At 65.6% G+C, this 25,271-nt stretch carries 23 protein-coding genes; 13 read left to right on the forward strand and 10 right to left on the reverse strand.

The window, feature by feature from the left end:
• Positions 1 to 24: 24 nt before the first annotated feature.
• On the reverse strand, positions 25 to 1,566 hold the full coding sequence (locus tag ACZBJS_RS04375; RefSeq protein WP_316395343.1) for a glycosyltransferase family 39 protein: 1,542 nt from the start codon (positions 1,564 to 1,566) through the stop codon (positions 25 to 27).
• Positions 1,567 to 1,786: 220 nt separating this feature from the next.
• Here ACZBJS_RS04375 and ACZBJS_RS04380 point away from each other — a divergent pair, with 220 nt between their 5' ends.
• From ACZBJS_RS04380 to ACZBJS_RS04400, 5 genes are all read left to right on the forward strand, one after another.
• Entirely contained in the window at positions 1,787 to 3,532 is a 1,746-nt protein-coding gene (locus tag ACZBJS_RS04380; RefSeq protein ID WP_410469703.1) for an adenylate/guanylate cyclase domain-containing protein, read from the forward strand.
• A gap of 162 nt (positions 3,533 to 3,694) precedes the next feature.
• Positions 3,695 to 3,922 (forward strand): hypothetical protein, encoded by a 228-nt coding sequence (locus ACZBJS_RS04385; RefSeq protein WP_316395304.1) that lies wholly within the window; start codon positions 3,695 to 3,697, stop codon positions 3,920 to 3,922.
• Positions 3,923 to 4,130: 208 nt separating this feature from the next.
• On the forward strand, positions 4,131 to 5,330 hold the full coding sequence (gene sorA / locus ACZBJS_RS04390) for a SorA family sulfite dehydrogenase catalytic subunit (protein ID WP_316395303.1): 1,200 nt from the start codon (positions 4,131 to 4,133) through the stop codon (positions 5,328 to 5,330).
• 11 nt (positions 5,331 to 5,341) lie between these two features.
• Positions 5,342 to 5,653 (forward strand): SorB family sulfite dehydrogenase c-type cytochrome subunit, encoded by a 312-nt coding sequence (gene sorB / locus ACZBJS_RS04395; RefSeq protein WP_050386875.1) that lies wholly within the window; start codon positions 5,342 to 5,344, stop codon positions 5,651 to 5,653.
• A 283-nt stretch (positions 5,654 to 5,936) separates the two neighbouring features.
• Positions 5,937 to 6,137 carry a cold-shock protein gene (locus ACZBJS_RS04400; RefSeq protein WP_057019268.1) on the forward strand — a complete coding sequence of 67 codons (201 nt, stop codon included), beginning with the start codon at positions 5,937 to 5,939 and terminating at the stop codon, positions 6,135 to 6,137.
• Positions 6,138 to 6,350: 213 nt separating this feature from the next.
• Here the strand turns inward: ACZBJS_RS04400 and ACZBJS_RS04405 are convergent, their stop codons facing one another.
• The 3 genes from ACZBJS_RS04405 to ACZBJS_RS04415 form a co-directional block, all read right to left on the reverse strand.
• On the reverse strand, positions 6,351 to 8,423 hold the full coding sequence (locus ACZBJS_RS04405) for a tetratricopeptide repeat protein (protein WP_316395302.1): 2,073 nt from the start codon (positions 8,421 to 8,423) through the stop codon (positions 6,351 to 6,353).
• A gap of 205 nt (positions 8,424 to 8,628) precedes the next feature.
• On the reverse strand, positions 8,629 to 9,252 hold the full coding sequence (locus ACZBJS_RS04410) for a hypothetical protein (RefSeq protein ID WP_375166689.1): 624 nt from the start codon (positions 9,250 to 9,252) through the stop codon (positions 8,629 to 8,631).
• Positions 9,253 to 9,356: 104 nt separating this feature from the next.
• Positions 9,357 to 9,818 (reverse strand): Lrp/AsnC ligand binding domain-containing protein, encoded by a 462-nt coding sequence (locus ACZBJS_RS04415; protein ID WP_038386239.1) that lies wholly within the window; start codon positions 9,816 to 9,818, stop codon positions 9,357 to 9,359.
• 114 nt (positions 9,819 to 9,932) lie between these two features.
• Here ACZBJS_RS04415 and putA point away from each other — a divergent pair, with 114 nt between their 5' ends.
• Both putA and ACZBJS_RS04425 read left to right on the forward strand, forming a co-directional pair.
• A complete protein-coding gene (gene putA / locus ACZBJS_RS04420) occupies positions 9,933 to 12,941 on the forward strand; it encodes a bifunctional proline dehydrogenase/L-glutamate gamma-semialdehyde dehydrogenase PutA (protein ID WP_316395301.1) in 3,009 nt (1,002 codons plus the stop codon).
• A 171-nt stretch (positions 12,942 to 13,112) separates the two neighbouring features.
• Positions 13,113 to 14,318 (forward strand): CaiB/BaiF CoA transferase family protein, encoded by a 1,206-nt coding sequence (locus ACZBJS_RS04425; RefSeq protein WP_057019265.1) that lies wholly within the window; start codon positions 13,113 to 13,115, stop codon positions 14,316 to 14,318.
• Between the two features lie 153 nt (positions 14,319 to 14,471).
• Here the strand turns inward: ACZBJS_RS04425 and ACZBJS_RS04430 are convergent, their stop codons facing one another.
• The 3 genes from ACZBJS_RS04430 to ACZBJS_RS04440 form a co-directional block, all read right to left on the reverse strand.
• Positions 14,472 to 14,636 carry a hypothetical protein gene (locus ACZBJS_RS04430; protein WP_316395300.1) on the reverse strand — a complete coding sequence of 55 codons (165 nt, stop codon included), beginning with the start codon at positions 14,634 to 14,636 and terminating at the stop codon, positions 14,472 to 14,474.
• A 98-nt stretch (positions 14,637 to 14,734) separates the two neighbouring features.
• Complete coding sequence (locus ACZBJS_RS04435) at positions 14,735 to 16,282, reverse strand: hypothetical protein (protein WP_316395299.1); 1,548 nt, start codon at positions 16,280 to 16,282, stop codon at positions 14,735 to 14,737.
• A 91-nt stretch (positions 16,283 to 16,373) separates the two neighbouring features.
• A complete protein-coding gene (locus ACZBJS_RS04440; RefSeq protein ID WP_463438451.1) occupies positions 16,374 to 17,450 on the reverse strand; it encodes a hypothetical protein in 1,077 nt (358 codons plus the stop codon).
• A 203-nt stretch (positions 17,451 to 17,653) separates the two neighbouring features.
• Between ACZBJS_RS04440 and ACZBJS_RS04445 the strand changes: the two genes are divergently transcribed.
• The 3 genes from ACZBJS_RS04445 (at position 17,654) to ACZBJS_RS04455 (ending at position 19,588) form a co-directional block, all read left to right on the forward strand.
• Positions 17,654 to 18,028, forward strand: coding sequence for a Crp/Fnr family transcriptional regulator (locus ACZBJS_RS04445; RefSeq protein WP_018273297.1), 375 nt, complete (start codon positions 17,654 to 17,656; stop codon positions 18,026 to 18,028).
• Positions 18,025 to 18,834: an MBL fold metallo-hydrolase gene (locus ACZBJS_RS04450; protein ID WP_057019263.1), complete on the forward strand. Its 810-nt coding sequence runs from the start codon at positions 18,025 to 18,027 to the stop codon at positions 18,832 to 18,834. Before ACZBJS_RS04445 ends, ACZBJS_RS04450 begins: the two co-directional genes overlap by 4 nt.
• A 139-nt stretch (positions 18,835 to 18,973) precedes the next feature.
• The gene (locus ACZBJS_RS04455) at positions 18,974 to 19,588 is read left to right on the forward strand and encodes a glutathione S-transferase family protein (RefSeq protein WP_225646486.1); all 615 of its coding nucleotides are present in this window, start codon (positions 18,974 to 18,976) and stop codon (positions 19,586 to 19,588) included.
• A 197-nt stretch (positions 19,589 to 19,785) separates the two neighbouring features.
• Here the strand turns inward: ACZBJS_RS04455 and ACZBJS_RS04460 are convergent, their stop codons facing one another.
• From ACZBJS_RS04460 to ACZBJS_RS04470, 3 genes are read right to left on the reverse strand one after another with little or no spacing between them, the layout of a single operon-like run.
• Entirely contained in the window at positions 19,786 to 20,280 is a 495-nt protein-coding gene (locus tag ACZBJS_RS04460; RefSeq protein ID WP_057019261.1) for a TPM domain-containing protein, read from the reverse strand.
• 2 nt (positions 20,281 to 20,282) lie between these two features.
• Positions 20,283 to 21,179, reverse strand: a complete 897-nt coding sequence (locus ACZBJS_RS04465) for a TPM domain-containing protein (RefSeq protein ID WP_316395297.1) — start codon at positions 21,177 to 21,179, stop codon at positions 20,283 to 20,285.
• 21 nt (positions 21,180 to 21,200) lie between these two features.
• Complete coding sequence (locus ACZBJS_RS04470; protein ID WP_028334935.1) at positions 21,201 to 21,818, reverse strand: LemA family protein; 618 nt, start codon at positions 21,816 to 21,818, stop codon at positions 21,201 to 21,203.
• Between the two features lie 160 nt (positions 21,819 to 21,978).
• Between ACZBJS_RS04470 and ACZBJS_RS04475 the strand changes: the two genes are divergently transcribed.
• From ACZBJS_RS04475 to ACZBJS_RS04485, 3 genes are read left to right on the forward strand one after another with little or no spacing between them, the layout of a single operon-like run.
• Positions 21,979 to 22,833 (forward strand): enoyl-CoA hydratase, encoded by an 855-nt coding sequence (locus tag ACZBJS_RS04475; RefSeq protein ID WP_082653946.1) that lies wholly within the window; start codon positions 21,979 to 21,981, stop codon positions 22,831 to 22,833.
• Between the two features lie 8 nt (positions 22,834 to 22,841).
• Positions 22,842 to 23,987 carry an acyl-CoA dehydrogenase family protein gene (locus ACZBJS_RS04480; RefSeq protein WP_253625666.1) on the forward strand — a complete coding sequence of 382 codons (1,146 nt, stop codon included), beginning with the start codon at positions 22,842 to 22,844 and terminating at the stop codon, positions 23,985 to 23,987.
• Between the two features lie 13 nt (positions 23,988 to 24,000).
• Positions 24,001 to 25,197 carry an acyl-CoA dehydrogenase family protein gene (locus ACZBJS_RS04485; protein WP_316395296.1) on the forward strand — a complete coding sequence of 399 codons (1,197 nt, stop codon included), beginning with the start codon at positions 24,001 to 24,003 and terminating at the stop codon, positions 25,195 to 25,197.
• The last annotated feature ends 74 nt before the right edge of the window (positions 25,198 to 25,271 follow it).

Consider the following 25,271-nt stretch of genomic DNA (forward strand, 5'->3'; position numbering starts at 1 on the left):
CGCCGTCCCCGTGGAGACTCCCCCTCATCCCGACCTTCGCAGAGCGAGCTCTGATCGTCTCGTCCCCGCAAGCGGGGAGAAGGAGGAGGCCAGCACGCGCCAGCGGAAGAAGGTGGTGTCCGGCGGCGGCGACAGATCGGGGGTCCAGCCGCTGATCTTCTCCAGCGCATAGGTGTCCATCACCATGCCGCGCCAGCTGCGCGTCACGCGCTCCAGCGGCTGGCGCACCGCTGATGTCTCGCTCCACAGCGGCAGATTGTTCTCGGACTCGCGCCCGACATAAATGCCGGCGTGATCGCGGATCTTGCTCATGCCGGGATCGGCAAAGCCCTGGAAGCGGCCGCGTTCGTTGATTTCGATGACCGTCACCTTCCCGCGCAGCAACCAGCGCAGCATCGCATAGGTGCGATAATCCGTGGTCGCGACCCAGGTCGCGCCGGTCGCCTCAACCTGCGCCAGCGTGCGCGCAGCCACCACATCGTAGCCCGCCTCGGTGCCGATCGGATCGGTGCGGCCGATCAGATTCCACGGCGCGAACATGTAGTAGAGGAAGACGCAGACGACGAACACGATGCCTGATGTGATCGCGGTCCGCGCCCAATATACCGTCGATTTGACGAGCTCGACCGACCAGCCCTCGAACGGCATCCGCGTGACGTTGATCGCGACCGCCGCAAATCCGGCTGGCCACAAAAACATCGGCCAGGTGTCGCCGACCCGCAGCGTCAAGGACTTCCAGAGGAAGTAGATGAACGGCACCAAGACCGCGGTCGCCAGCAGGATCGCAACCGGCTCGCGCTTGCGATAGCCACGCCATGCCGTCAGCGCGGTGCCGAACAGCGTCACCGGCAGCAGCACGAAGCCGACCAGGCCGAACTGCATGCCGACGAATTCGCCGACGGTGCGCAGCGTGAAGGCGCGCTCGGCGGTGGCGCGCACCGCCTGGAAGCGGAACGAGGCCCAGTCGTGCTCGGCATTCCAGATCAGCACCGGCGAGAACACAACGATCGCGATCAGCACGGCAAGATACGGATACGGGCTGCGCAGCCAGCGCCAGCGCCAATCCGGCACCAGCGCAAAGGCGAGCACCGCCGGCGCGAACATGATCGCGGTGAATTTCGACAGCAGCGCCAGCCCGGCAAATAGCCCCGCGGCGAGCCACCAGCGCCCGTCACCGCTTTGCGCAAGCCGCACCAGCGACCACAGCATCGCCACCGAAAACGGGATCAGCGCCGTATCCGGCGCGACCTTGGCCATCAAGAGGCCGTAATACAGCGCCGCCTCCGGCAGCAGCAGCGCCAGCATCACGGCGCGGACGTTGTTGGCCGTCACGCGGCGGACGATGTCGGCGAGCAGGAGCTGGGTGGCCAGCATCGCGACGATGCCGCCGAGGCGGACGCCGAGATTGGTGTCGCCGAGGATCGCGGTGCCGAAGCGGATGAACCAGGCGACCATCGGCGGATGGTCGAGGAACGACAGCACGTTTTCCTTCGACCAGGTCCAGTAATAGGCCTCGTCGGTGCGCAGATCGAGCGCATGGGCGTAGACCAACCGCATCGCGGTCATGGCAACGATCACGGCGATGACGCCCCGCCAGTCCGGCGCGCGCGAACGGGCCGGCTTAACGCTGTTGTTATCGGCTCCAGGTTCGGCTTGGGCTATCGTCACGGCGCGCTTTTTGTTCGACTCTTAACGGAGTGTCAACGTGCCGCGCGGCCCGCTCTCACGGCTGGTCCGGACCCGCGGTGGTGTTCAGCGCGGGAATTAACCACTAGACTTGCCGATCATGAATCACATGGCCTCCCCCTCGCGCGAGCACTTGCAGGACATGGCCCGCGGTATCGGCCTGCGGCAGGTCCGCATCGTCACGGGGGCGATCATGTTCGCCTACCTGACCAGCCATTTCCTCAACCACGCGCTCGGCAATATCTCGACGCAGGCGCTGGCGATCGGGGTCTACTACCACACCGAGTTCTGGCAGTTCCTGCCGGTCGCGATCGTGTTCTACAGCGCCTGCCTGGTGCATACCGGGCTCGGCATCTGGGCACTCTATCAGCGCCGCGAGTTCCACTGGAAGGCGATCGAGCCGCTGCAACTCACGCTCGGCCTCAGCATCCCGATGCTGATCGTCGCCCACGTCGTCGGCGTACGGCTCGGCCAGACCCTGTACGGGCACGAGAAGCTCTACCCCCAGGAGCTGTACACCTTCTTCATCGCCTCGCCGAACCGGCTGTGGCAGATGCTGGCGGTGCTGGTGATCGCCTGGGTGCATGGCTGCATCGGCCTGTATTTCTGGCTGCGGCTGCGTCCGTTCTTCAAGCGCGCCGCGCCGTTCCTGCTCGCCGGAGCCGTGCTGATCCCGACCCTGGCGATGCTCGGCGTCTACCAGGGCGGCCGCGCCACGGTCGCGGATTATCAAGATCCCGACTGGCGGCGCGAGGAGCTGTCGGTGCAGAAGCTCGGCACAGCGGCGCAGGGGAGCACGCTCGAGAAGATCACCGACGGCCTGACCATCGGCTATCTCGGCCTGCTCGGCCTCGTGCTGCTGGCGCGCGGCGCGCGGGCCCTGCTGGAGCGTCGCGGCGGCATGATCGCATTGTCCTACGGCAACGGCCGCACGCTGCGGGTACCGAAGGGATTGAGCGTGCTGGAAGCAAGCCTGCGCTACAACGTGCCGCATGCGAGCGTCTGCGGCGGCCGCGCACGCTGCTCGACCTGCCGCATCCGCATCATCGGCGACCACGCCGGATTGCCCGAGCCCTCGCCGCGCGAAGCCTTCGTGCTGCACCGGGTCGGCAATGACGATCCGTCGATCCGGCTGGCCTGCCAGTTGCGGCCGACCGCCGACCTGAATTTCTTCCAGCTGTTCCTGCCGAGCACGACGTCGGCCAACGCCCACGCCGCCAATCCGGCACGGGTCGGCCAGGAGCGCTATCTGGTCAGCATGTTCGTCGACATGCGCGGCTCGACCCAGCTTGCCGAGAAGCGGCTGCCGTTCGACACCGTGTTCATCGTCAACCGCTTCCTCGGCGCGGTGTCGCAGGCGGTGCTGGAGGCCGGCGGGCGGCCCAACCAGTTCATCGGCGACGGCATGCTGGCGCTGTTCGGGCTTGCCACCGACCGGCAGGTGGCCTGCCGCCAGGCGTTGCGCGCGGCGGCGCTGATCGCAACCCATATCGACGAGCTGAATCAATTCCTGAGCCACGATCTGCGTGAGCCGATCCGCTTCGGCATTGGCATCCATGGCGGCGAGGTGATCGTCGGCGATATCGGCTATCGCGACCACATGGTGTTCACCGCGCTCGGCGATGCCGTCAACGTCGCGGCACGGCTGCAGGACATGACCAAGGCGCTGGCCTGCGAGGCGATCATCTCGGACGAGGTGCGCGTCACCGCCGGGCTCGCCGACGATGCCCTGCCGGCGCAGGAGGTCGCGATCCGCGGCCGCAACGAGCCGATGACCGTGCGCACGGTCGAAAAGACGCAGCTCCTATCGACGCTGGTCGACGACCGGCGTGCCGTCGCGGCCTGACCGGTTCATCTCCGCTTCAGCCCAATGTGACCTGCCGCACACCCGCCGGTGCGTTCAGCAGAGATGCTCGAACGTGCCCGGTGCCGGATGCGACTGACTGGCGATGGGTAACACTGCAACCGCGCCGCGACAGAGCTCAACGCGCACCTGAAGGAGAAGACCATGTTTCACAAAGTCACGCTCGCTCTCGCCACTGCCGCAACCCTCGGCGCCGCCGCGCTGGCGCCGACCGCAGCTTCCGCCAAGCCGTTCTTCTGGCATCCGCATCACCATCACTTCTGGGGTGGCCCGGGCATTGCCGTCGGCTTCGTCGACTCCGGCTGCTACGCCACCCGCCTGGTGCTGACGCCCTATGGCTATCGCTATCGCACCGTGAACGTCTGCTACTGATCGAACGTTCTACTTGGATGGAAACGCCCCGGTCGTCCACGCGACCGGGGCTTTTCGTTGTTGCGACGCAACGCTGCGAAAGCTCAATTGACTTGCCGTTCCCCGGTGCGACATTTGGACAGCGCGCATTCCGCGATGCGAAGGCGCGCAAGGCAATCTGGGCCTGGTGATGACCGGCTCACGACAGAACAGCTTCGGAGGAAGCGGAATGCTCGATCGACGAGACTTGATGAAGCGCGCCGGATTGGCCGCTTTGGTGACGGGGCTGGGATCAAGGGGTGCATTCGCCCTCGACACCGTGACGCTGCCCTTTGGCAATGGCGAGCGCCCGCTGGTGCGCTACCCGCAAAAGCGCCCGATGATCGGCCTGACCGCCCGCCCGCCGCAGCTGGAAACGCCGTTTGCGGTCTTCAACGACGGCCCGATCACGCCGAACAATGCGTTCTTCGTGCGCTATCATCTGGCAGACCTCCCCTACAATCTCGATCCGGACAAGTTCACGCTGGAGATCAAGGGCAAGGTCGACAAGCCGCTGAAGCTGTCGCTGAAGGACATCAGGAAGCTGAAGGCGACCGATATCGTTGCCGTCAACCAGTGCTCCGGCAACAGCCGCGGCTTCTTCAGTCCGCGCGTCGCCGGCGGCCAGCTCGGCAACGGCGCGATGGGCTGCGCGCGCTGGCACGGCGTGCCGCTGAAGACCGTGCTCGACATGGCCGGCGTGCAGGCCGGAGCCAAGCAGGTCACCTTCAACGGCATGGATGGTCCAGTCAGCGACAAGACGCCGGATTTCGTCAAGGCACTCGACATCGACCACGCACGCGACGGCGAGGTGATGCTGGCCTGGGGCATGAACGGCGAGGACCTGCCCTTCCTCAACGGCTTCCCGCTCCGCCTCGTGGTGCCCGGCTATTACGGCACCTATTGGGTGAAGCACCTCAACGAGATCACCGTGATCGACAACGTGTTCGAGGGCTTCTGGATGAAGTCCGCCTACCGGATACCGGATACGCCGAACAATGCGGTCGAGCCCGGCACCGCACCGAAGGCGACGATCCCGATCAATCGCTTCACGGTGCGCTCGTTCATCACCAGCGTTGCCGACGGCGCCAAGCTGAAGGCCGACCGCACCATGCTGCGCGGCATTGCCTTCGACGGCGGTAAAGGCATCAAGGAGGTGATGGTCTCGACCGACGGCGGCAAGAGCTGGACGCCGGCCAAGCTCGGCAAGGACCTCGGCAAATACGCCTTCCGCGAATGGAAGTTGCCGGTGAAGCTCGCGGCCGGTCCCGCAGAGCTGAAGGTGCGCGCCACCAACAATGCCGGCGACACCCAGCCGGTGGATCCGTTGTGGAATCCGGCCGGCTATCTGCGCAACGTCGTCGAAACCGTGCGCGTCACCGCAGCGTGAGGAGAAGCATCATGACCAGCAAGCTGCTTCCATCCCTCGCCGCGATCGCCGCGCTGTCGATCGGCGCCGCCATCGCCGCGCCCGTGAACTACACGGTCCCCGAGGAAACCGCGGCCTTCAAGCCAGGTCCCAACCTCGAGGTGGTGCAAAACAACTGCACCGCCTGCCACTCGGCCGACTACATCAAGACCCAACCGCAGGGCGAGAAGTTCAAGAAGGATTTTTGGCAGGCCGAGGTGACCAAGATGATCAAGGTCTACGGTGCGCCGATCGACGAAGCCGACGTCGGCAAGATCGTCGAATACCTCTCCGCGACCTATTGAGACGCCGCCGATCGATCCCCGCGCGCCGGCCGAAAAGGCAGCGCGCGGGACGATCGATCCAGTTCGGTACACCGGAACCGATCCGTTTTTGCAGCGCATCAATTGACCACGAAACGGGCAATCCGGCGTAAAACCCCCGCAAAGCGGGTTGTTTCCGGTCAAAAACACACCGTCGTTTGATCTACCCAGCTTTTTTCAAACTGCTATCCTGTCGTTGCGGACAAGCCGGTTTTTGCGGGGACCGACTGGTCTGTTTTCGATTGATTCCGCGGAGACGACTGGAATGCCCAAAGGTACAGTGAAGTGGTTCAACCCGACCAAGGGTTATGGATTCATCCAGCCCGCATCGGGCGGCAAGGACATTTTCGTTCATATTTCAGCAGTTCAGAAGGCTGGCCTTCAGACCCTCAACGAAGGTCAGTCGGTTGAATACGAAGAGATTGCAAATCGCGGCAAGACGTCAGCCGAAAATCTCAAGGTCTAGCGTCACAGCGCCAGATCCGGCGGCGCACTCTCGGACGCCATCCGGGAGTGGGGGCCGATCCACACACCAGACAACGTGACGTTCGGCGGGGCGGGCACGATGCCCGCGCGCCATGGCGTTGAACTATATGGCGTTGAACTATTTCGGCGGCCACCGCTCGCGCGCCGACGACTGCCTTTTGCGCCGGGAAGCGCGCGGCTGCGCATTGCAGCATCACAGGCACGTGCCGCTCTGGCCGTTGCCGCACGGCACCCGCTTCGACAGCTGCTGAACCTTGCGCTTCGACTCGGCCTGCGCCAGCACGTCGAACACGCTTGACGGGGTGAGCTGCGTGGCCTTGCGGAAGTCCTCGGTCGCCTTGTCGACATGGTTGAGCGCCTCATGCGCCTTGGCGCGGGCGAACAGGCCCTCAACCGTCTCCTTCTGCGCGATCGCCCGGTCGAGATCCTCGACCGCCTTGTCGTAGTTGCGCAACGCCGACCAGGTGATGCCGCGCAATGTCAGCGCCGGCTGATAATCGGGCCGCGCAGAGAGGATGAAGTTGAGATCCTTCATCGCGTTGTCCGGCTTCTTCAGCCCGAGATAGGCCCGGGCGCGCAGCACATGCGGGAAAGCATCGTTGGGCGCCCGCGTGATGATCTGGTCGAAGGCGGCGATGGCGCGGTCGTACTGGGAGGAAGTCAGCATCGCGAGCCCGCGGCCGAGCTGTGCCGTCGGATTGTTCGGGCTTCGCTCCAGCACAGCGTCGATATCGACCAGTCCCTCATCTGCGCGGCCCTTGAGCATCAACGCGAGGCCGCGCCACGATTTGGCGATCAGATTGGTCGGCACCAGCGCCAGGGCCTGATCGAAATCCAGCAGCGCCTTGTCGAGCTGATTGAGGCCGATATGGGCGAGCCCACGTTCGGTGAAAGCGAGCGTCTCCTTGGGATTGAGCGAGATCGAATGATCGTAGTCGGCGAGCGCGTCCTGCACCTTGCCGGTGCCGGCCTTGACGAGGCCACGCGCCAGATACGCCAACGAATTGTTCTGATCGAGCGTGATGGCACGGCCGGCGTCGGCCATCGCTTGATCGAACTGCCGCGTGCCGGCGGCATTGAGCGCGCGGGCCGCCAGCAGCTGCGGATCGTCCGGCTTGACCTTGAGCAGGGCATTGAGATCGTTGCGCGCGTCCGCCGACCGGCCGAGCTTTGAATAGGCCAGTGCACGCAGGCGCAGCGCAGCCTCGTTGCGGGGATCGCCGCCCAGCACCTGGGTGAGATTGGCAACGGCGCCCGCGTAGTTGCCCTGTGCGACGAGCTGCTTGGCCTGCTCGACCTGCTGGTTACCCGCCGCCGGCCCGGCTGGCCGCGCCGGCGGCGCGCCTGGAGCCGGTGCGGCCTGCGGCGGCGCGGCGCCGCCTGCTGCCTTGGCGAGTTCGGCCTGCATCGTGACCGCCTGCTGGCGCTGCTGCTGTATCTCCTTGTTGTCGGGAAGCACCGCCAACAACCGGTCGAAGTCGGCAATCGCGCGGGCATAGTCACCCTTGGCGCTGTAGAGCTGGGCACGGGCGAAATAGGCGTTGCGCTCGGCCTGCGGCGCCTGCGCGATCGCACGCGAGAAATCCTCGATCGCTTTATCCATGTCGCCCTTGCGGCGATGGGCCTGACCTCGCCAGTAGAATGCATTCGGCGTGCCGGCGTTGACGGCAATCGCGGTGTTGGCGTCGGCCACCGCCGCATCGGGCTGTCCGGTTTCGACATAGGCCCGCGCGCGCCCGACACGGGCAGCGGGAAGATCCTGCCGCAACGTGATCGCCTGGTCGTAATCCGAGATCGCATCGCTCCAGGCGTGCTGGTCGGCGCGCAGATTGCCGCGCGCCAGGAAGCCGAACGGGTTCTTCGGCTCGAGCTCGATCGCGCGATCGAAATCGGCGCGGGCCTCATCCAAGCTGCCCTTGCGTTGCTGGACATAGCCGCGCGCGATCAGCGCCGGCACGAATTGTCCATTCAGCTGCACCGCTGCATCGGCATCGCTGAGCGCCTGATCGATCTTGCCGCGCGCGATGCCAAATCGCGAGCGGCCGGTGAAGGCCTTGGTGCGGTCCTCCGTGGAGCGTGCGGTATCGTTGATGATGCCCGAGCACGCCGCCTCGGCCTTGTCCGTCGGCGGCCCGCTGCAATCCTCGACATCGCCCGCGCGGGCCGGACCGGCGAGCACGGGCCAAAGTAGCAGCGCAAGCGCCAGCAGCTGTGGGAAACGAACGCCGCGGGTGGCGGCATCAATGCAGATCGAACGTGAACGCATGTGGTAGCCTCGGGTTGACCGAATGCTGCCGGTGTTAACGCGTCACTTGGTTCTTATGGTGATCGGCACTGAACGTATTTTTTGGAACCATATCGTGCGAAGCTATTGTTCGAATCCTGGCATTCGGTTCCCAGCGTCGCGCGGACGCTATCCCTGCGATCAATGATGGAACAGCGCGAAACGCGCAGCTGCGACGCTCAGCCGTTCAATCTTCCGTCACCCATTTGGCGACGGTCATGACATCAGGCGGTTGCAGATAGCCGCGGGGCCAGAGATCGACCGCCCATTCCACCTTGGTCGCGCGCTCGACGAGAACGGCGGTGTTGTGCGGTGTTTGCGCCAACGAAAATCCGCGGTAGTGGGGATCCCCAACGTCATGAAACCTGAACAGGTTCCACGCCTGCATCACCAGCATCAGGCTGGTCGTGTTCCGCGTCGTGTCCCAGCAATCATAATTGTGTTTGTCGTCGTTGGCGCGGAAATCCGCTTTCGCCACGCGCTTGTCGGTGCCGAGGATCGGCCCCATGCGCCGGTCGAACCAGATCACGGCCTTTTGCACGGCCGCGCGTTCGGCGGCGGCATTGGCGCGGCCCGTGGCCATGATCTTGGCCAGAGCCGCCCGGTCGGCTGCGCTGAAGTCGAGCATCTCGCGACGCCGGCAGACGAAGCCGTAACAGACGGTCATCCCCGTCGCCGACGGCGGATAGATCGAGACCGAGGTGTAGAGCTGCAGGATGCCGGAGCTGAGCTCGGCCGCGCGGGCCGGCATGGCCGACGGCAACGACAGCATGAGCACAGCAAGCGCGCCGGCAAATCCGGCCCGCTTCATTCGTATCGGCTGATCAGCGTCTTTCATGAACCACCGCCCCAACTCGACCAAAGGATTATCGCGGGCGTGTCGCGATGCCAAGACATCCGGCGCATGGCTGTGGATCAGACCGGCAGCGGCGCGTCGCGCTTGACTTCCTCCATCACCGCGTAGGTTCGCGTTTCCCGCACGCCCGGCAGCGCCAGCAGGGTCTCGCCGAGAAACCTGCGATAGGCGGTCATGTTGGCGACCCGCGCCTTGACCAGATAGTCGAAGCCGCCGGCCACCATGTGACACTCGAGCACTTCCGGCGCGGTCTGGACCGCCCTGGCGAACTTCTCGAATACATCGGGCGTGGTCTTGTCGAGCAACACCTCGACAAACACCAGCAGACCAAGCCCGAGCCGGTGCGGATTGAGCCGGGCGCCATAGCCCTCGACGAAGCCGTCGCGCTGCAGCCGCTTCAACCGTTCGCCGACCGAGGTCGGCGACAGGCCGATCCTTTCCGCCAACTCCACATTGGCAATCCGGCCATCCCCTTGCAGGATCGAGAGGATTTTGCGGTCAGTCTTGTCGATTTCTGTCATATCTACGGTAATTCTCGAATTGATCCTGATTTTTTAAGGCAAATCTGCTAATTTGTCTATCGAACTACGGTTCACTAGCGCGTACGTGTTCCCACACAATCTCAAGGAACCGCCATGCCAGACCCGTTGCCGCTCCCGCCCCCGTTCAGCGCGCCGTATGCGCCAGACGACAGCGCCATCGCCGCCCGCCTGCGCCAGGACGCGACGCTCGGCGCGGAGGCGGAGGCACGGATCGACCGCACCGCGACGCGCCTGATCGAGGCGATCCGGGCCAATGACGATCCGCTCGGCGGGATCGAGGACATGTTGCGGGAGTTCGCGCTGTCGACCAAGGAAGGGCTGGCGCTGATGGTGCTGGCGGAGGCGCTGCTGCGGGTGCCGGACGCGCGTACCGCCGACCAGTTCATCGAGGACAAGCTCGGTCAGGGCGACTTCGTCAACCACGAGACCAGATCGAGCGCGTTCCTGGTCAACGCCTCGGCCTGGGCGCTCGGCATGTCGGCGCGCGTGATCCAGCCCGGCGAGACGCCGCAGGGCACGATCGGGCGGCTGACGAAGCGACTCGGTGCGCCGGCGGTGCGCGCCGCGACACGGCAGGCGATGCGGCTGATGGGCAGCCATTTCGTGCTCGGCGAGACCATCGAGGCGGCGCTGTCGCGCGCGCAATCGCACACGGCGCGCGGCTCGCGCTATTCGTTCGACATGCTCGGCGAGGGTGCGCGCACCGCCGACGATGCCCATCGCTATTTCGAATCCTACGCCCGCGCCATCGATGCGATCGGCAAGGCGGCCGGCGATCAGCCCCTGCCCGACCGGCCCGGCATCTCGGTGAAACTCTCCGCGCTGCATCCGCGCTTCGAGGCGGTGAGCCACGCGCGGGTGATGACCGAGCTGGTGCCGCAGCTGATCGATCTCGCGCGCCGCGCCAAGGCGTTCGACCTCAACTTCACCGTCGATGCCGAGGAGGCCGACCGGCTGGAGCTGTCGCTCGACGTCATCGCCGCCGCATTCGCCGACCCCTCGCTCGCCGGCTGGAGCGGCTTTGGCCTCGCGATCCAGGCCTATCAGAAGCGCGCCGCCGACGTCATCGACTATGTCGATGCGCTGACGCGTGCGCTGGATCGCAGGATGATGGTGCGCCTGGTCAAGGGCGCCTATTGGGACACCGAGATCAAGCGCGCGCAGGAGCGTGGGCTCGACGGCTATCCGGTGTTCACCCGCAAGGCGATGACCGACCTGAACTACGTCGCCTGCGCGCGCAAGCTGCTGGCGCTGCGGCCTCGGCTGTTTCCGCAATTCGCCACCCACAACGCGCTGACGATCGCAACCATCCTCGAACTCGCCGACGATCCCTCAAGCTTCGAATTCCAGCGGCTGCACGGCATGGGCGAAGCGCTCTACGCCCAGCTCGGCGAGGACAGGCCCGAGATCGCCCACCGCACCTATGCGCCGGTCGGCAGCCACCGCGACCTGCTCGCCTATCTGGTGCGGCGGCTGCTCGAGAACGGCGCCAACTCGTCCTTCGTGGCGCTGGCCGCCGACAATCGCGTGTCCATCGTGGACCTGCTGCGCCGCCCGGCCGAGATCGTCGGCACCGACGACAAGGCGTCGCACTCCGCGATTCCGTTGCCGGCCGAGCTTTATTGGCCGCAGCGCGAGAACTCGCACGGCATCGAATTCGGCGAACGCAAGGCGCTCGGCGCGCTGACGTCGGCGATCGCGGCCGAACGGAAGGCTTCGCCTTCCGTCACGCCATCAACCACCGAGCAGGCGAATGCCGCCGTTGCCGCGGCGCGCCGCGGCTTCAAGGCCTGGAACGCCACGCCGGCCATAAAGCGTGCGGCGATCCTGGACAAGGCCGCGGAGCTGCTCGAGCAGCGCCGCGCCCACTTCCTCGCTCTGCTGCAAAGCGAGGGCGGCAAGACGCTCGATGATGCGCTATCGGAAGTACGCGAGGCGATCGACTTCTGCCGCTACTATGCCGCGCTGGGGCAAAAGCTGTTCGGCGAAGGCGAGACGATGCCGGGCCCGACCGGCGAAAGCAATGTGCTGGAGCTGCACGGCCGCGGCGCGTTCGTCGCGATCTCGCCGTGGAATTTCCCGCTCGCGATCTTCCTCGGCCAGGTGACGGCGGCATTGATGGCGGGCAATGCGGTGATCGCAAAGCCGGCCGAGCAGACGCCGCGCATCGCAGCCGAAGCCGTTGCCATGCTGCATCAGGCCGGCGTGCCGCCATCGGCGCTGCATCTGATCCAGGGCGACGGCGCGGTCGGCGCCGCGCTGGTGGCGCATCCCACCATCGCCGGGGTCGTCTTCACCGGCTCGACGGAGGTCGCGCGGTCGATCAACCGCACGCTCGCCGCCAAGGACGGCCCGATCGTGCCGCTGATCGCCGAAACCGGCGGCATCAATGCCATGATCGTCGACGCCACCGCGCTGCCCGAGCAGGTCGCGGATGACGTCGTGACCTCGGCGTTCCGCTCCGCCGGCCAGCGCTGCTCGGCGCTGCGGCTGCTGTTCGTGCAGGACGACGTCGCCGACCGCATGATCGAGATGATCGCGGGCGCCGCGCGCGAATTGAAGATCGGCGATCCCTCCGAACCGTCGACGCATATCGGACCGGTGATCGATGCCGACGCCAAGCAGCGGCTCGATGCGCATATCGCGCAAATGAAGCAGGAGGCGCGCGTGCATCTCGCCGGCGAGGCGCCATCAGGCAATTTCGTCGCGCCGCACATCTTCGAACTGTCGGCGGCCGGGCAATTGAAGGAAGAGGTGTTCGGCCCGATCCTGCATGTGGTGCGCTACCGCGCCGACAAGCTCGGCGAGGTGCTGAGTGCGATCGAGGCGACCGGGTTCGGGCTGACGCTCGGCATCCATTCCCGCATCGACGACACGATCGAGCACGTGATCGACCGCCTCCAGGTCGGCAATATCTATGTCAACCGCAACATGATCGGCGCGGTGGTCGGCGTGCAGCCGTTCGGCGGCAGCGGCCTGTCCGGCACCGGCCCCAAGGCCGGCGGCCCGCATTACCTCGCGCGCTTCGCCACCGAGCAGACGATCACCATCAACACCGCCGCCGCGGGCGGCAATGCGGCGCTGATGGCGGGGGTGGAGTAATACTCATCACCGACATGTCATTCCGGCATGGTGCATGGGCGCCAGGTCCGGAATGACTTGGTTGCATCGTGCCCCCCAGATGGGTCAAATGGCGGTCCGATCGGGATCATTGCTTGCGATAATTCCAGCTACCGGAAAAACACCAACAAGCGCCACGGGAGCGACGGCACGATGGAAAAAGGCATTTTTGACGGGCTCAAGGTCCTGGACTGCGCGAGCTTCATCGCGGCACCCGCGGCCGCCACCGTGCTGTCCGACTTCGGCGCCGACGTCATCAAGATCGAGCCGCCCGGCGCCGGCGATCCCTATCGCAATCTGCCCAATCTGCCCGGCTATCCATCGAGCGAGCACAATTTCGCGTGGATGCTGGAGGCCCGCAACAAGAAGAGCCTCGCGCTCGACCTCACCAAGCCTGACGCGCAGCAGGTGCTGTACAAGCTCGTCGCCGAGGCCGACGTGTTCATCACCAACATGCCGCCGCAGGTGCGCGCAAAGCTCGGCATCACCTACGACCATCTTGCCCATCTCAACGACCGGCTGATCTACGCGTCCTTCACCGGCTATGGCGAGAAGGGCGAAGAGGCCAACAAGCCCGGCTTCGACTCCAACGCCTATTGGGCCCGCTCCGGCCTGATGGATCTGGTGCGCGCCGACGAGGAGACCACTCCGGCCCGTTCGGTCGCCGGCATGGGCGATCACCCCTGCGCGATGGCGTTCTACGGCGCGATCGTCACCGCGCTGTTCCAGCGCGAGAAGACCGGCAAGGGCTCGCACGTCTCGACCAATCTGATGGCCAACGGCGTCTGGGCCAATGGCGTGCTGGCGCAGGCCAAGCTCGCCGGCGCCAAGTTCAAGAAGCGCAAGCCGCGCGAGGAGGCGCTGAACGCGGTCACCAACCACTATAAGTGCAAGGACGGCCGCTGGCTGATCCTGTCGCTGCTCAACGAAGACCGGCAATGGCCAACGCTGGCGCGCTGCATGGGCCGCGAGGATCTCGTCGCCGATCCGCGCTTCGCCACCAAGGCGGACCGCCATGCGCGCTCGGTCGAGCTGATCAAGATCTTCGACGAGGTGTTCGCCGGCAAGGACCTCGCCGAATGGCGCAAGATCCTCGACGGCAACGGTCTCGTGTTCGGCGTCGTCGGCATCCTCGACGACATCCCGAACGACAAGCAGATGATCGAGAACGAGGTGCTGGTGCGCTTCGAGAACGACACCATGCTGACCGTCAACAGCCCGATCTTCATCGACGGCGCGAGGAAGGTGCAGCCGCGCAAACCGCCCGAGGTCGGCGAGCATTCCGACGAGATCCTGCGCCAGGCCGGCTACGACGAGGCCACGATCCAGAAGCTGCGCGCGTCGGGCGCGGTGGCGTAGCGAACTAACCACCTTCGTGAGTAGCCCGGATGGAGCGAAGCGAAATCCGGGACAAGTCTCGCAATCGGATCACGCAATCCCGGATTTCGCTTCGCTCCATCCGGGCTACGAGGTCAGCGGGCATTCCATCGCAGGCATCCGACGCCTAGGAAGCTATCTTTTCATCCAGGCCCAGACGATGGCCACAACGATGATGCCGAGGATGACCGCGAGCCCGATCGCCCAGCTGCTGACGCGGACGGCGCTGACCGCCTGATGCTCGGCCTCGTTGGCCGCGATCTCGCGGTCGCGCTGCTTGTCGTCCTCGGGAGCACTCATCGGCCGGTCTCCGCTCAAGGCTGGCTGTTCGGGGCATGGTCGCGACGTGGAATGTAGCATCGAATAATGACGCGCAGCCGCTCCGGTTCCGGCGGAAATCACCGGCCCTTCACGAAGCACATGCCGATGCGCGAGGCCTTCCCGGCCACCTGGCAGGCAAGGCCGTCGGCGCAGGTCCAGCCGCGGAAGCTGCGGTCGGTCTCGGCGGGCCTCGCGCCCGGCAGATAGCAATGCGCGCCCCAGCCGTCGCTGTATTCGGTGCCGGCAAGTTCCGCGCTGCCGCGCAGCTGCGGCCGGTTGGAGAAGCCGCGCGAAAAGTCCGGCGCCTTGCCGTCGCGGAAGCTTGCGAGGATATCGCGGCGGCGAGGCTGGTCGCCGAAGAAATGCGGCGAGGCCGGCACCACGGTGGAGTTCGACGGCTTTGCCGCCATCCAGTCGACGCCGGGGAAATGGAAGCCGCCGATGCCGCGGGTCTGGTGACAGCCCGCGCAGGTGACATCGTTGAGGCGCCGCTCGAAGCCGGCCAGCGACTGGATGTTTTGCAGCTTCGTTCCGTCGGCCGCAGCCTTCTGCAGGGCGCCGACGACGTCACCATCGGAGAACACCGCATTGCCGGCCGTGCCCTCACCCTGCACCATGCCGAATTCGGGCTCCAGCTCGCTGACATCGAAACCAGTCGGCGTCGGCGCGACCGCTACGGTCGCGAGGAAGCGATCGGGGATCAGCAAGGTGCCGCGATCGAGCTCGGCAAGATGTTTGGGATCGAGCAACCACGCCTTGAAGTCGCGCCTCAGTGCCCCGTCCGCCAGAATGCGGTCGCGATCGATCTGGTTCTCCAGCGGTGCTTCGGCAAACCGTTTTGCCACGCCGTCATAATCGAACACTTTGAGCAGATAGTCGGTGCGGAAATCGCGCACCGCGGATTTCGGCGCGTGCGCGATCTGCAGATTGGTCTCGATACGATCGATATTGCGCGCATCGATCAGGTCGAGCGGACCATCCTTGCCGAGCAACTTCTCCATCGCCGGCGGCGCGCTGCCGGTCGCGAGCCAGCGCCGCGCGATTTCGCGGCAGCCGAGCGATGCGTCGTTGCCGTCGCCTTTCGCCTTCAGCACGAGGTTCAGCGTCATCGGCAGCCTCTGCGACACCGCGTTCTCGCCGATCGGCGACACATCGGTACGGGTCAGCCGGTAGATCAACCGGATCTCGCCGCAATCTTTCGGCGCCACATAGGCGCGGTCCATGCGGTTGACGATGCCGGCAAGCACGAACCGAACATCGGGGGACTCGAGCAGCGCGCGGTCGAACAGCTGAAACGCAAAGCCGTCGCCGACGCCAATGCTCTCATTCGGCAGGCTTGCCTTATGCTTTGCGACATAACGATCGAACTCGCGATCCAGCGTCTCGCGCACCGGAACCATCGCAGGCAAGGCGAACAGATCGCGGTTGGACAGCGGCGTGTCGGCGGAACGCTCCGGCGCGAGCATCCGGCCGAGGCTGAAGCGGCCGTGATCGAGCTCGCGCAGGATAGCGGGATCGATCGCCGCCGCGCCGCGCTCGAGCGCGCGATCCTCGGCGGCACGTCCAGGCGCGGCGCCGCAGAGCAGAACGTACATCACCAGAAGGCATTTCAGCGCGCGGCTCATGCCCCCACTAACACCGCGCGGCAAACCCTATTCAAGAAAAAAGGCGCTTCACATCGTGGTGAAGCGCCTTGGTGTTGTCGGGTTGCGGAGATCAGCGCGAAACGATCAGGCCCTTGCTGGTGACGACCACCCAACGGCCGTCCTGCTTGCGGATGGCATCGACGCGGCCGAGACCGGGGACGGGGTCGCCCGCGTAAACCTCGTAGATGCCGCCGCGGCCTTCGATCAGCGCGCCGCCATTGCCGACGTCGCGCAGCGACCAGCCGTCGACCACCGGCAGGCGGCCGACCTCTGGCCTGGGGGCGGCCGGCGCCGCCGCGGCAGTCGCCGGGGTGATCGAGCCCGTGACCTCGCGGGCGGGCGTCGCCGCGGCGACGGCGGTCTGCGGCGCGGCGCGGAGCTTGTCGACCGCCTCGCTGAGCTTGTTGAGCTTGGCCATCGGCTCGGCCTGGGCCTTCTCGACCTTCTCGATCCGGTCATTGGTCTTGCTGAACTGGGCCTGGCCGGCCTTGGCGGTCTGCTCGACGCTGGCCTTCAGCGCGGCGACCTCGGATTCGATCCGGGCGAGCGCGGCATCGGCCGCCTCCTTGTTGGCGGTGGCGTCCTTGGCAGCCACATCCCTGACGGAGGCAGCAGCGGGGGCGGCGAGATGGCCGAGCCCCGCGGTCGCGAGCGCACCGCCGATGGCGCCGGCCACGGTCGCCAGCGCGATCACCGCGGCCATCGCGCCGATCCGGCGCGTGCCGGCCGGCTTGCCTGCCGCCTTGGCCGCCTGTTCGGCGCCTGGCCTGGATGCGGTCGCCTCATGGTCCCAGGTGCGGTCACCCGGCGCCATGATCATCAGCTTGCCCGGAAAATGCGGCTCTTCCCGCTTGCCGGTCGCGACCCTGGGCACGTCCATATTGGTCGGCTCGACCTTGGCCTCGACCTTCGGCTCGATCATGGACTCGATCTTGGGCGGTTCAACCTTTGAGGGTTCAACCTTTGAGGGTTCAACCTTGGGCGCGTCCATACGGGGCGCGTCCGCCCTTGGCGACGTCTCTTCCTGCTCGGGCGCAAGCCGGGGAGCTTCGACACCGGTCGCGGCCATCACGGGCTCGCTTTTCGCCGCCATTTCGGCGCCAGTTTGACCGCTGACCGGCTCGCTCTGCTGCTCACTCACGTTCAAAGTCTCCAGACTAGGTTGACAATTCGGTAACTTTTATTGCTTGCGAAATGGTTACCCCGCTCCGCCATTACCTAAATTTTAGGGAGTTTTCCGGGCCGGATTTGGGCGATGCTGCCCTGCGGCAATCTGCGCCGCTTCCGTTTGCGCGCGGCGCTTTCCCGATTAACATACCGCCATCTTCAGCCAGAAGGCAGGAGAGCGCCATGACGATCGAGAAATGCATCAAGGAATTTGGTGTCGATGACGTCATCTTTGAGGAAGGCTCGACCGGCCGCGAGCTGTTTGTCGTGCTCGACGGCAAGGTCGACATCGCCAAGATCGATCGCGGAAACAAGACTGTTATCGTCAGCCTTGGCAAGGGCGAGTTCTTCGGCGAGATGGCCGTGATCGACGGCTCGGCGCGCTCGGCGACCGCCATCGCCTCCGCGCCCGCAACGCGGGTGATGCGGATCAACCACGCCCGCTTCGTCTATCTGGTCAGCCAGCAGCCGGCGTTCGCGCTGATGGTGATGGATGCGCTCTCGAAGCGCCTGCGCGCATCCAACGCGGTCACTTACCGGACGGCGGCAACCCCATGAGCGACCGCAAGCCAAGCCCGTTCAAGACGCTGTTCGACGCCGAGGTCGCAACGCTGATCCAGGCCGCCGACGACGTCTATCAGATCCGCTTCAAGAACCGTGCGGCGAACGCCTATCTGGTGCGCGGCAGCAAACGGACCATCATGATCGACGTCGGACTGTCGAGCAATTATCCGTCGCTCGTCGCCTGTCTCAACCATCTCGGGGTGACGCCCGAGATGGTCGACATGGTGGTGCTGAGCCATGAGCATCTCGACCACATCGGCGCGGCGTACCATTTCCACGGCAGCGCCTACGTCGCCGCGCACCGGCTCGCCGCCAACAAGATCATGCTGCGCGACGATTTCTCGATGCTGCGCAAGATGTTCAACGAGCCGAACGTGCCGATCGATATCGACATCTGGCTCGAGGAAGGCAACCTGATCGACCTCGGCAATTTTCGCCTCAACGTGATGTACACGCCCGGCCACACCTCGGCCTGCATCACGCTGTTCGACCAGGACAAGGGCCTGCTGTTCGCCGCCGACACGCTGATGCCCGGCGGCGTGATGGGCGGCGTGTTCGGCTCCGGCTCGATCGCCGACTATATCCAGTCGCTGGAGCGGCTGAAGGGCCTCAACTCGAAGATCCTGCTGTCGGGACATGGCCGGCTGTCCGACACGCCGCAGGACGATGTGCGGATCGCGCTGCAGCGCTCGCACGGCCTGCTCGAGGACACCGCGCAACTGTTCGATGCACTCGATGCGCGCTCGAATTTCGAGCCGATCATGCAGTCGGTGCGCGACCTCAACAAGCTCGACGATTGAGCTCAGTTCCTCCCCGTCGTTGCGAGCCAACGGGTCGCAATGACGTTCGGGCGACCGAGCGCCTTCACATTTGACAAATCCGCGCCCGGTCTGTTCAACAGCGGCAACAACAACGTTGAAGAAACAGGGAGCGAGGATCATGAAGCTTTACGACTCGATCGGACCCAATCCGCGCATCGTGCGCATGTTCATGGCGGAGAAGGGCATCGAGATACCCAAACAGGCCGTCGACCTGCGCAAGGGCGAGAACCGCGAGACGGAACACCTGAAGCGCAATCCGCACGGCCAGATGCCGGCGCTCGAGCTCGACTGCGGCAACTACCTCTCCGAGATCACGGCGATCTGCGAATATCTCGAGGAGAAGCATCCCTCGCCCGCGATGATCGGCACCACGCCGGAAGAGCGCGCGGAATGCCGGATGTGGACGCGCCGCGTCGATCTCAACATCGCCGAGCCGCTCGCCAACGGCTACCGCTTCGGCGAAGCGCTGAAATTCTTCGAGAAGCGCATTCCCGTTGCGCCCGAAGCCTCGCCCGGCCTGAAGATGATCGCCGCCAACCGCATCAAATGGCTGAATGACCAGATGGCCGACGGCCGCGACTACATCTGCGGCAAGCGCTTCACGCTCGCCGACATGCTGCTCTATTGCTGGCTCGATTTCGGCAACCAGGTCGGCCAGCCGCTGGACCAGTCGAACGCCAACATCGTCGCCTGGTTCAACCGCGTCGGCGCGCGGCCATCGGTGAAGGCGTAAAAGGCGGTCGTCTTATCCTCCCCTCGAGGGGGAGGATCGGTTCGCATGAAGCGTAGCGCAATGCGAACCGAGGTGGGGTGATCTCTCCCCTCGGGTAGCGTTCACGCGGAGAGACCTTCACCCACCTCGCCGCTCATTGCATTCGCGTCGATCCTCCCCCTCCAGGGGAGGATGAAGAGCACCCGACCACTCAGTCCCTAAATCACCACCGGCTTGTCCGGCAGCTCGTTCGGGCCGGCCGGTGGCGGGAAATGCTTTGCCAGCTCGCGCGACACCGCCTCGATCCCCTTGATCACGCCCTGCTCGAACCGGCCGGCCCGGAAATCCGTTTCCATCGTGCGGCAGATCGCCTCCCAGCCGGCATGGCCGACCTTCGCGTCGATGCCGCGATCGGCGACGATCTCGACGTCGCGGTCGGCGAGCAACAGATAGATCAGGACGCCATTGTTGTGATCGGTGTCCCAGATCCGCAAATGCGAGAACACGTCGAGCGCGCGCTCCCGCGCAGGCTGATTGCGGAACAGCGGCACGCCGTCGAGCGCGCCCTCGACGACGAAACGGATCTGGCCGGAATGAGTGGCCTCACCGGCCTTGATCGCCCGCTCGATGGCGTCGAGCACGCGCGGCGGAAAATCACGCCGCACCCGCCAGCGGTGCTCGAGCAGATGCTTGCCGATGCGCTTGATGCCCATGCCTACCAGCTCCCCGAGGCGCCGCCGCCGCCGAAGCTGCCGCCTCCGCCGCTGAAGCCGCCGCTGTCGCTCGAGCTCGAACCGCTGCTCCAGCCCCCGCCGCCGGACCAGCCGCCGGAATAACCGCCGCCGCGCCGGTACGGTCCCGAGCCTGCCGTCGGACCGCCGAAGTTCAATCCGCCGAAGATCAGCGCCGCGACGGCGGCGAACAGGCCGACCACCAGCGCAGTGGCGAGCGAGCCGGCCACCATCCAGGTGAAGACGCCGACAACACCGCCGGTCGCGACCGAGCCCAGCAACCGCCCCAGTATCCCGCGCAACACGCCGGCCACGATGATGACGATAAAGATCGTCACCGGATTGGCGAAGTCGACCAGGTTCGGCCCTTGCCAATGCTCGGGCTCCGGCGCCGGCAATTTCTCGCCATTGATCAGGCGGATCATCCGGTCGACGCCGGCCGAGATGCCGCCAGCGAAATCGCCGGCCTTGAATTTCGGCGTGATGTCTTCGTCGATGATGCGGTGGGTGACGGCATCGCTCAGCACGCCTTCGAGGCCATAGCCGACCTCGATGCGCAAGTGCCGGTCGTTCTTGGCGACGACAAGGAGCGCACCGTCGTCGACCTTCTTGCGCCCGATCTTCCAGGCCTCGGCCACGCGCATCGAGAACTGCTCGATGGTTTCCTCGCCCGTGGTCGGCACGATCAAGACCGCGATCTGGCTGCCCTTGCGGGCCTCCAGATCCTTCAGCCGGTCGGTCAGCGTCGCGACATCGCTCGCCGACAGCGTCCCGGTCTGGTCGACGACGCGGCCGGTGAGCGGAGGCACCGCGACCTCGGCCCACGCCGGGCACACGAAGCCCAGCAGGAAGCCGAGCAGGATGACGCGTGCGGCGGTCATCGCGATGTGCGCACGCCGGCGCTATTTCGACGGCGCAGGGGCCGGCGACGGATTATTGAAATCGACCTTCGGCGCAGTCGATATTTCCTTTTCATTGTCGACCGTGAAGTTGGGCTTCTCCTTGTAGCCGAACGCCATCGCGGTCAGATTGTTCGGGAAGGTGCGGATGCCGACGTTGTAGTCCTGCACTGCCTTGATGTAGCGATTGCGCGCCACCGTGATGCGGTTCTCGGTGCCCTCGAGTTGCGCCATCAGGTCGCGGAACAGCGCGTCCGATTTCAGCTGCGGATAGTTTTCGGTGACGACCAGCAGCCGCGACAGCGCGCTGGTCAGTTCGCCCTGCGCCTGCGTGAACTTCTGGAACGCGGCCGGGTCGTTGAGCACCTCGGGGGTTGCCTGGATGCTGCCGACCTTGGCGCGCGCGTTGGTGACGCCGAGCAGCACGTCCTTCTCCTGCTGCGCAAAGCCCTTCACGGAGTTGACCAGGTTGGGCACGAGATCGGCGCGCCGCTGGTACTGGTTCACCACCTCCGACCAGCTCGACTTGACCTGCTCGTCACTGGTCTGGATCGCGTTGTAGCCGCAGTTGGTCAGGCTCAATGTCGCCAGCGCTGCGAGCACGGTCCAAAGCTTGCGCATGAAGATGGTCCTCCCCGGGTGGATTCTGCGTCAGCGTAACAGATTTTCGCCGGATAATCCCGTGCGGCGGATTTCGCGGCTTCTTTTGCGGATGATGACGCTTGCCTATCCCTGCCCGCGCCGTTCATCATGGCAAAAAAATCGATCGCGGGAGGATCCATTGGCGTCTGAACAATTCGAGACGATTGTTGTCGAACGGCCCGAGCCCGCGATCGCGCGGATCGTGATGAACCGCCCCGAGGCCCGCAACGCCCAGAACCTGCAAATGACCTACGACCTCAACGCCGCCTTCGACCGAGCGGTGCAGGACGACGCGGTCAAGGTCATCATCCTCGCCGGCAACGGCCCGCATTTCTCGGCCGGTCACGATCTGCGGCCAGGGGCCAAGAACCAGGCCGGTGCCGATTTCCCGCCAGTCGGAAATTGGGGCGGCTTCGCCGAGCCGAACGCCCATGGCCGCTTCGCGCGCGAGCAGGAGATCTACCTGCAGATCACAAGGCGCTGGCGCAATCTGGCAAAGCCGACGATCGCCGAGGTGCACGGCAAGTGCATCGCCGGCGGACTGATGCTGGCCTGGGCCTGCGACCTGATCGTTGCCAGCAACGATGCCGAGTTCTGCGACCCCGTGGTGACGATGGGCGTCTGTGGCGTCGAGTGGTTCGTGCATCCCTGGGAGCTCGGCGCGCGCAAGGCCAAGGAGATGCTGTTCACCGCCGACGTCTGGAACGCCGACGAGGCGCATCGCCTCGGCATGGTCAATCACGTGGTGGCGCGCGGCGATCTCTCGTCGTTCACGCTGGCGCTGGCGCGGCGGATTGCCGCAAAGCCCGCCTTTGCGCTGAAGCTTTCCAAGGAGGCGGTGAACCGCTCGATAGACATCATGGGGCAGCCTGCCGCGATCGATCAGGCCTTCGCGCTGCATCAGCTCTGCCACGCCCACAACCTTCAGGAATTCGGCATGGTGGTGGACCCCGCGGGTCTGCATCCCTCCGTCAAGAAAACCGCCAACGTGTAGCAAGCCAGATGGACCTCACCCTCAGCGACGAGCAGCGCCTGCTGCGCGAAAGTGCCGACCGCTTCGTGGCGGAAACCTTCAGCCCCGAGCATCGCAGGAAAGCGGCGAACGATCCGCTGGGCTATTCGCCCGCGATCTGGAAACAGTTCGCCGAGCTCGGCTGGCTGGCGCTGCCGATCAGTGAAGCCAATGGCGGGCTCGGCGGCGGCGCGATCGAGATCGGACTGCTGATGGAAGCGTTCGGCCGCGGACTGGTGTCCGAGCCGTTCCTCTCCACGGTCGTGATCGGCGCCGCGCTGGTCGCCGAGTGCGGCACCGAGGCGCAGAAGCAGGCGATCCTGCCTGATGTTGCCGAGGGCAAGCTTACGCTCACCTTCGCGCATTCGGAGCGCGCCGCGCGCTTCGATCTCGCCCATGTCGACACCACGGCCAGCAAGACCGCCGACGGGTGGCGCCTGAACGGCAGCAAGATCGCCGTACTCGACGGCGCTTCAGCCAACCAGATCATCGTCTCGGCCCGTATCGCCAACGCCAATGGTGCATCGGGCAAGCTTGGCCTGTTCCTGGTGCCGGCGAAAACGCCCGGGCTCACGCTGCGCGACTACGCGCGGCTCGGCGGCGGGCGCGGCTGTAATCTTGATCTCAGGGATGTGCAATTGCCCGCCGATGCGCTGCTCGGCGACGGCAGCGATGCGCTACCCGCGATCGAAACCGTGGTCGACCGCGCGATGGCCGCGCTCGGCGCGGAGGCGGTCGGCATCATGCAGACGCTGCTCGACACCACGCTCGAATATACCAAGATCCGCAAGCAGTTCGGCCGGCCGCTATCGAGCAACCAGGTGATCCGCCATCGCCTCGCCGACGTGGCGATGCAGGTCGACGAGGCGCGCTCGATGGCGTTGCGCGCCGCGCTGATGGCCAATGCCGAGCCTGTGGCCCGCAGCCGTGCGGCGTCCGGCGCCAAGGCGAAGATCGGCAAATGCGCGCGCTTCGTCGCCGAGCAGGCGGTGCAGCTGCACGGCGCCATGGGCGTCACTGAGGAGCTCGACATCGGCGCCTATTTCAAGCGGCTGCTCGCCTTCGACACGCTGTTCGGCAACAGCGCCCATCATTATCGCCGCCACGCCGCGCTCAGCGGCCGCGCCCACACCTAACGGAGAGCGCACCATGGATCTCACCTTCAGTGCCGAGGAACGCGCGTTCGAGCAGGAAGTCCGCGATTTCATTGCCGGCAGCCTGACGCCGGAGATGAAGCGCGCCACCGCGCTGACGCCGTCGGTGTTCTCCGACCCCGACATCGGCATGGCCTGGCAGCGCGCGCTGCACAAGAAGGGCTGGGGTGCGCCGGGCTGGCCGGTGGAGCATGGCGGACCGGACTGGACACCGGCACAGCGCTGGATCTTCGAGGCCGAATGCGCGCGCGCCGGCGTGCCCAATGTCAACGTGATGGGCGTGAAGATGGTCGGCCCCGTCATCATCGGGTTCGGCTCGCCCGAGCAGCAGAATTTCTATCTGCCGCGGATTCTCTCCGGCGAGGATTACTGGTGCCAGGGCTATTCCGAGCCGGGCTCGGGCTCCGACCTCGCCTCGCTGAAGACCCGCGCGGTGCGCGACGGCGACGAATACATCATCAACGGCACCAAGATCTGGACCACGCATGCGCACCACGCCAACCGCATGTTCGCGCTGGTGCGCACCAATGACGGCGAGCGGCAGCAGGACGGCATCAGCTTCATCCTGATCGACATGAAGACGCCGGGCATCGCCACGCGCCCGATCCTGACCATCGGCGGCGACCACGAGGTCAACCAGGTGTTCTTCGACGACGTCCGCGTGCCCGTCGTCAACCGCGTCGGCGAGGAAGGCAAGGGCTGGACCTACGGCAAATATCTGCTCGAATTCGAGCGCGGCTCCGGCATCGCGTCGGCCAAGCTGCGCGAGGCGCTGAAGACGATCACCGATCTCGCAGACTCCGAGGTCACCGGCCGCGCCATCGAGGATCCCGACATCGCGATCCGGATGTCGGAGGTCGAGGTCGATATCGACGCGCTCGAGATGACCGAGCTCAGGGTGCTGTCGGCGCTGCAGACCGGGCAGAATCCGGGCGCGGTGTCGTCGCTGATCAAGCTCCGCGTCAGCGAGATCCGCCAGGCGGTGACGCGGCTCGGCGTCGACGTGATCGGCCAGGACGGACTTGCCGTCGAGCCGGCGCGGCCGTTCTACCGGCTCAACCACGAGCCGGCGATCCCCGAAGAACTGCTGCCGGTGGTACCGGAATATCTCAACGGCCGCGCCTATACGATCTTCGGCGGATCATCCGAGATCCAGCGCGACATCATCGCGAAGATGGTGCTGGGACTGTAGGGCACCTCGTTCCGGGGCATCGCAAAGCGATGAACCTCAGGTGCGCAATTGCGCACCGGGGAACCTCGATGTTG

Source organism: Bradyrhizobium sp. KZN70725, from assembly GCF_055264925.1.

Bases quoted from the DNA above. Each gene is read 5' to 3' on its own strand.
- ACZBJS_RS04375 (WP_316395343.1), bottom strand. From the start codon at position 1,566: ATGACCGCGATGCGGTTGGTCTACGCCCATGCGCTCGATCTGCGCACC.
- ACZBJS_RS04380 (WP_410469703.1), top strand. From the start codon at position 1,787: ATGAATCACATGGCCTCCCCCTCGCGCGAGCACTTGCAGGACATGGCC.
- ACZBJS_RS04385 (WP_316395304.1), top strand. From the start codon at position 3,695: ATGTTTCACAAAGTCACGCTCGCTCTCGCCACTGCCGCAACCCTCGGC.
- sorA (WP_316395303.1), top strand. From the start codon at position 4,131: ATGCTCGATCGACGAGACTTGATGAAGCGCGCCGGATTGGCCGCTTTG.
- sorB (WP_050386875.1), top strand. From the start codon at position 5,342: ATGACCAGCAAGCTGCTTCCATCCCTCGCCGCGATCGCCGCGCTGTCG.
- ACZBJS_RS04400 (WP_057019268.1), top strand. From the start codon at position 5,937: ATGCCCAAAGGTACAGTGAAGTGGTTCAACCCGACCAAGGGTTATGGA.
- ACZBJS_RS04405 (WP_316395302.1), bottom strand. From the start codon at position 8,423: ATGCGTTCACGTTCGATCTGCATTGATGCCGCCACCCGCGGCGTTCGT.
- ACZBJS_RS04410 (WP_375166689.1), bottom strand. From the start codon at position 9,252: ATGAAGCGGGCCGGATTTGCCGGCGCGCTTGCTGTGCTCATGCTGTCG.
- ACZBJS_RS04415 (WP_038386239.1), bottom strand. From the start codon at position 9,818: ATGACAGAAATCGACAAGACTGACCGCAAAATCCTCTCGATCCTGCAA.
- putA (WP_316395301.1), top strand. From the start codon at position 9,933: ATGCCAGACCCGTTGCCGCTCCCGCCCCCGTTCAGCGCGCCGTATGCG.
- ACZBJS_RS04425 (WP_057019265.1), top strand. From the start codon at position 13,113: ATGGAAAAAGGCATTTTTGACGGGCTCAAGGTCCTGGACTGCGCGAGC.
- ACZBJS_RS04430 (WP_316395300.1), bottom strand. From the start codon at position 14,636: ATGAGTGCTCCCGAGGACGACAAGCAGCGCGACCGCGAGATCGCGGCC.
- ACZBJS_RS04435 (WP_316395299.1), bottom strand. From the start codon at position 16,282: ATGAGCCGCGCGCTGAAATGCCTTCTGGTGATGTACGTTCTGCTCTGC.
- ACZBJS_RS04445 (WP_018273297.1), top strand. From the start codon at position 17,654: ATGACGATCGAGAAATGCATCAAGGAATTTGGTGTCGATGACGTCATC.
- ACZBJS_RS04450 (WP_057019263.1), top strand. From the start codon at position 18,025: ATGAGCGACCGCAAGCCAAGCCCGTTCAAGACGCTGTTCGACGCCGAG.
- ACZBJS_RS04455 (WP_225646486.1), top strand. From the start codon at position 18,974: ATGAAGCTTTACGACTCGATCGGACCCAATCCGCGCATCGTGCGCATG.
- ACZBJS_RS04460 (WP_057019261.1), bottom strand. From the start codon at position 20,280: ATGGGCATCAAGCGCATCGGCAAGCATCTGCTCGAGCACCGCTGGCGG.
- ACZBJS_RS04465 (WP_316395297.1), bottom strand. From the start codon at position 21,179: ATGACCGCCGCACGCGTCATCCTGCTCGGCTTCCTGCTGGGCTTCGTG.
- ACZBJS_RS04470 (WP_028334935.1), bottom strand. From the start codon at position 21,818: ATGCGCAAGCTTTGGACCGTGCTCGCAGCGCTGGCGACATTGAGCCTG.
- ACZBJS_RS04480 (WP_253625666.1), top strand. From the start codon at position 22,842: ATGGACCTCACCCTCAGCGACGAGCAGCGCCTGCTGCGCGAAAGTGCC.
- ACZBJS_RS04485 (WP_316395296.1), top strand. From the start codon at position 24,001: ATGGATCTCACCTTCAGTGCCGAGGAACGCGCGTTCGAGCAGGAAGTC.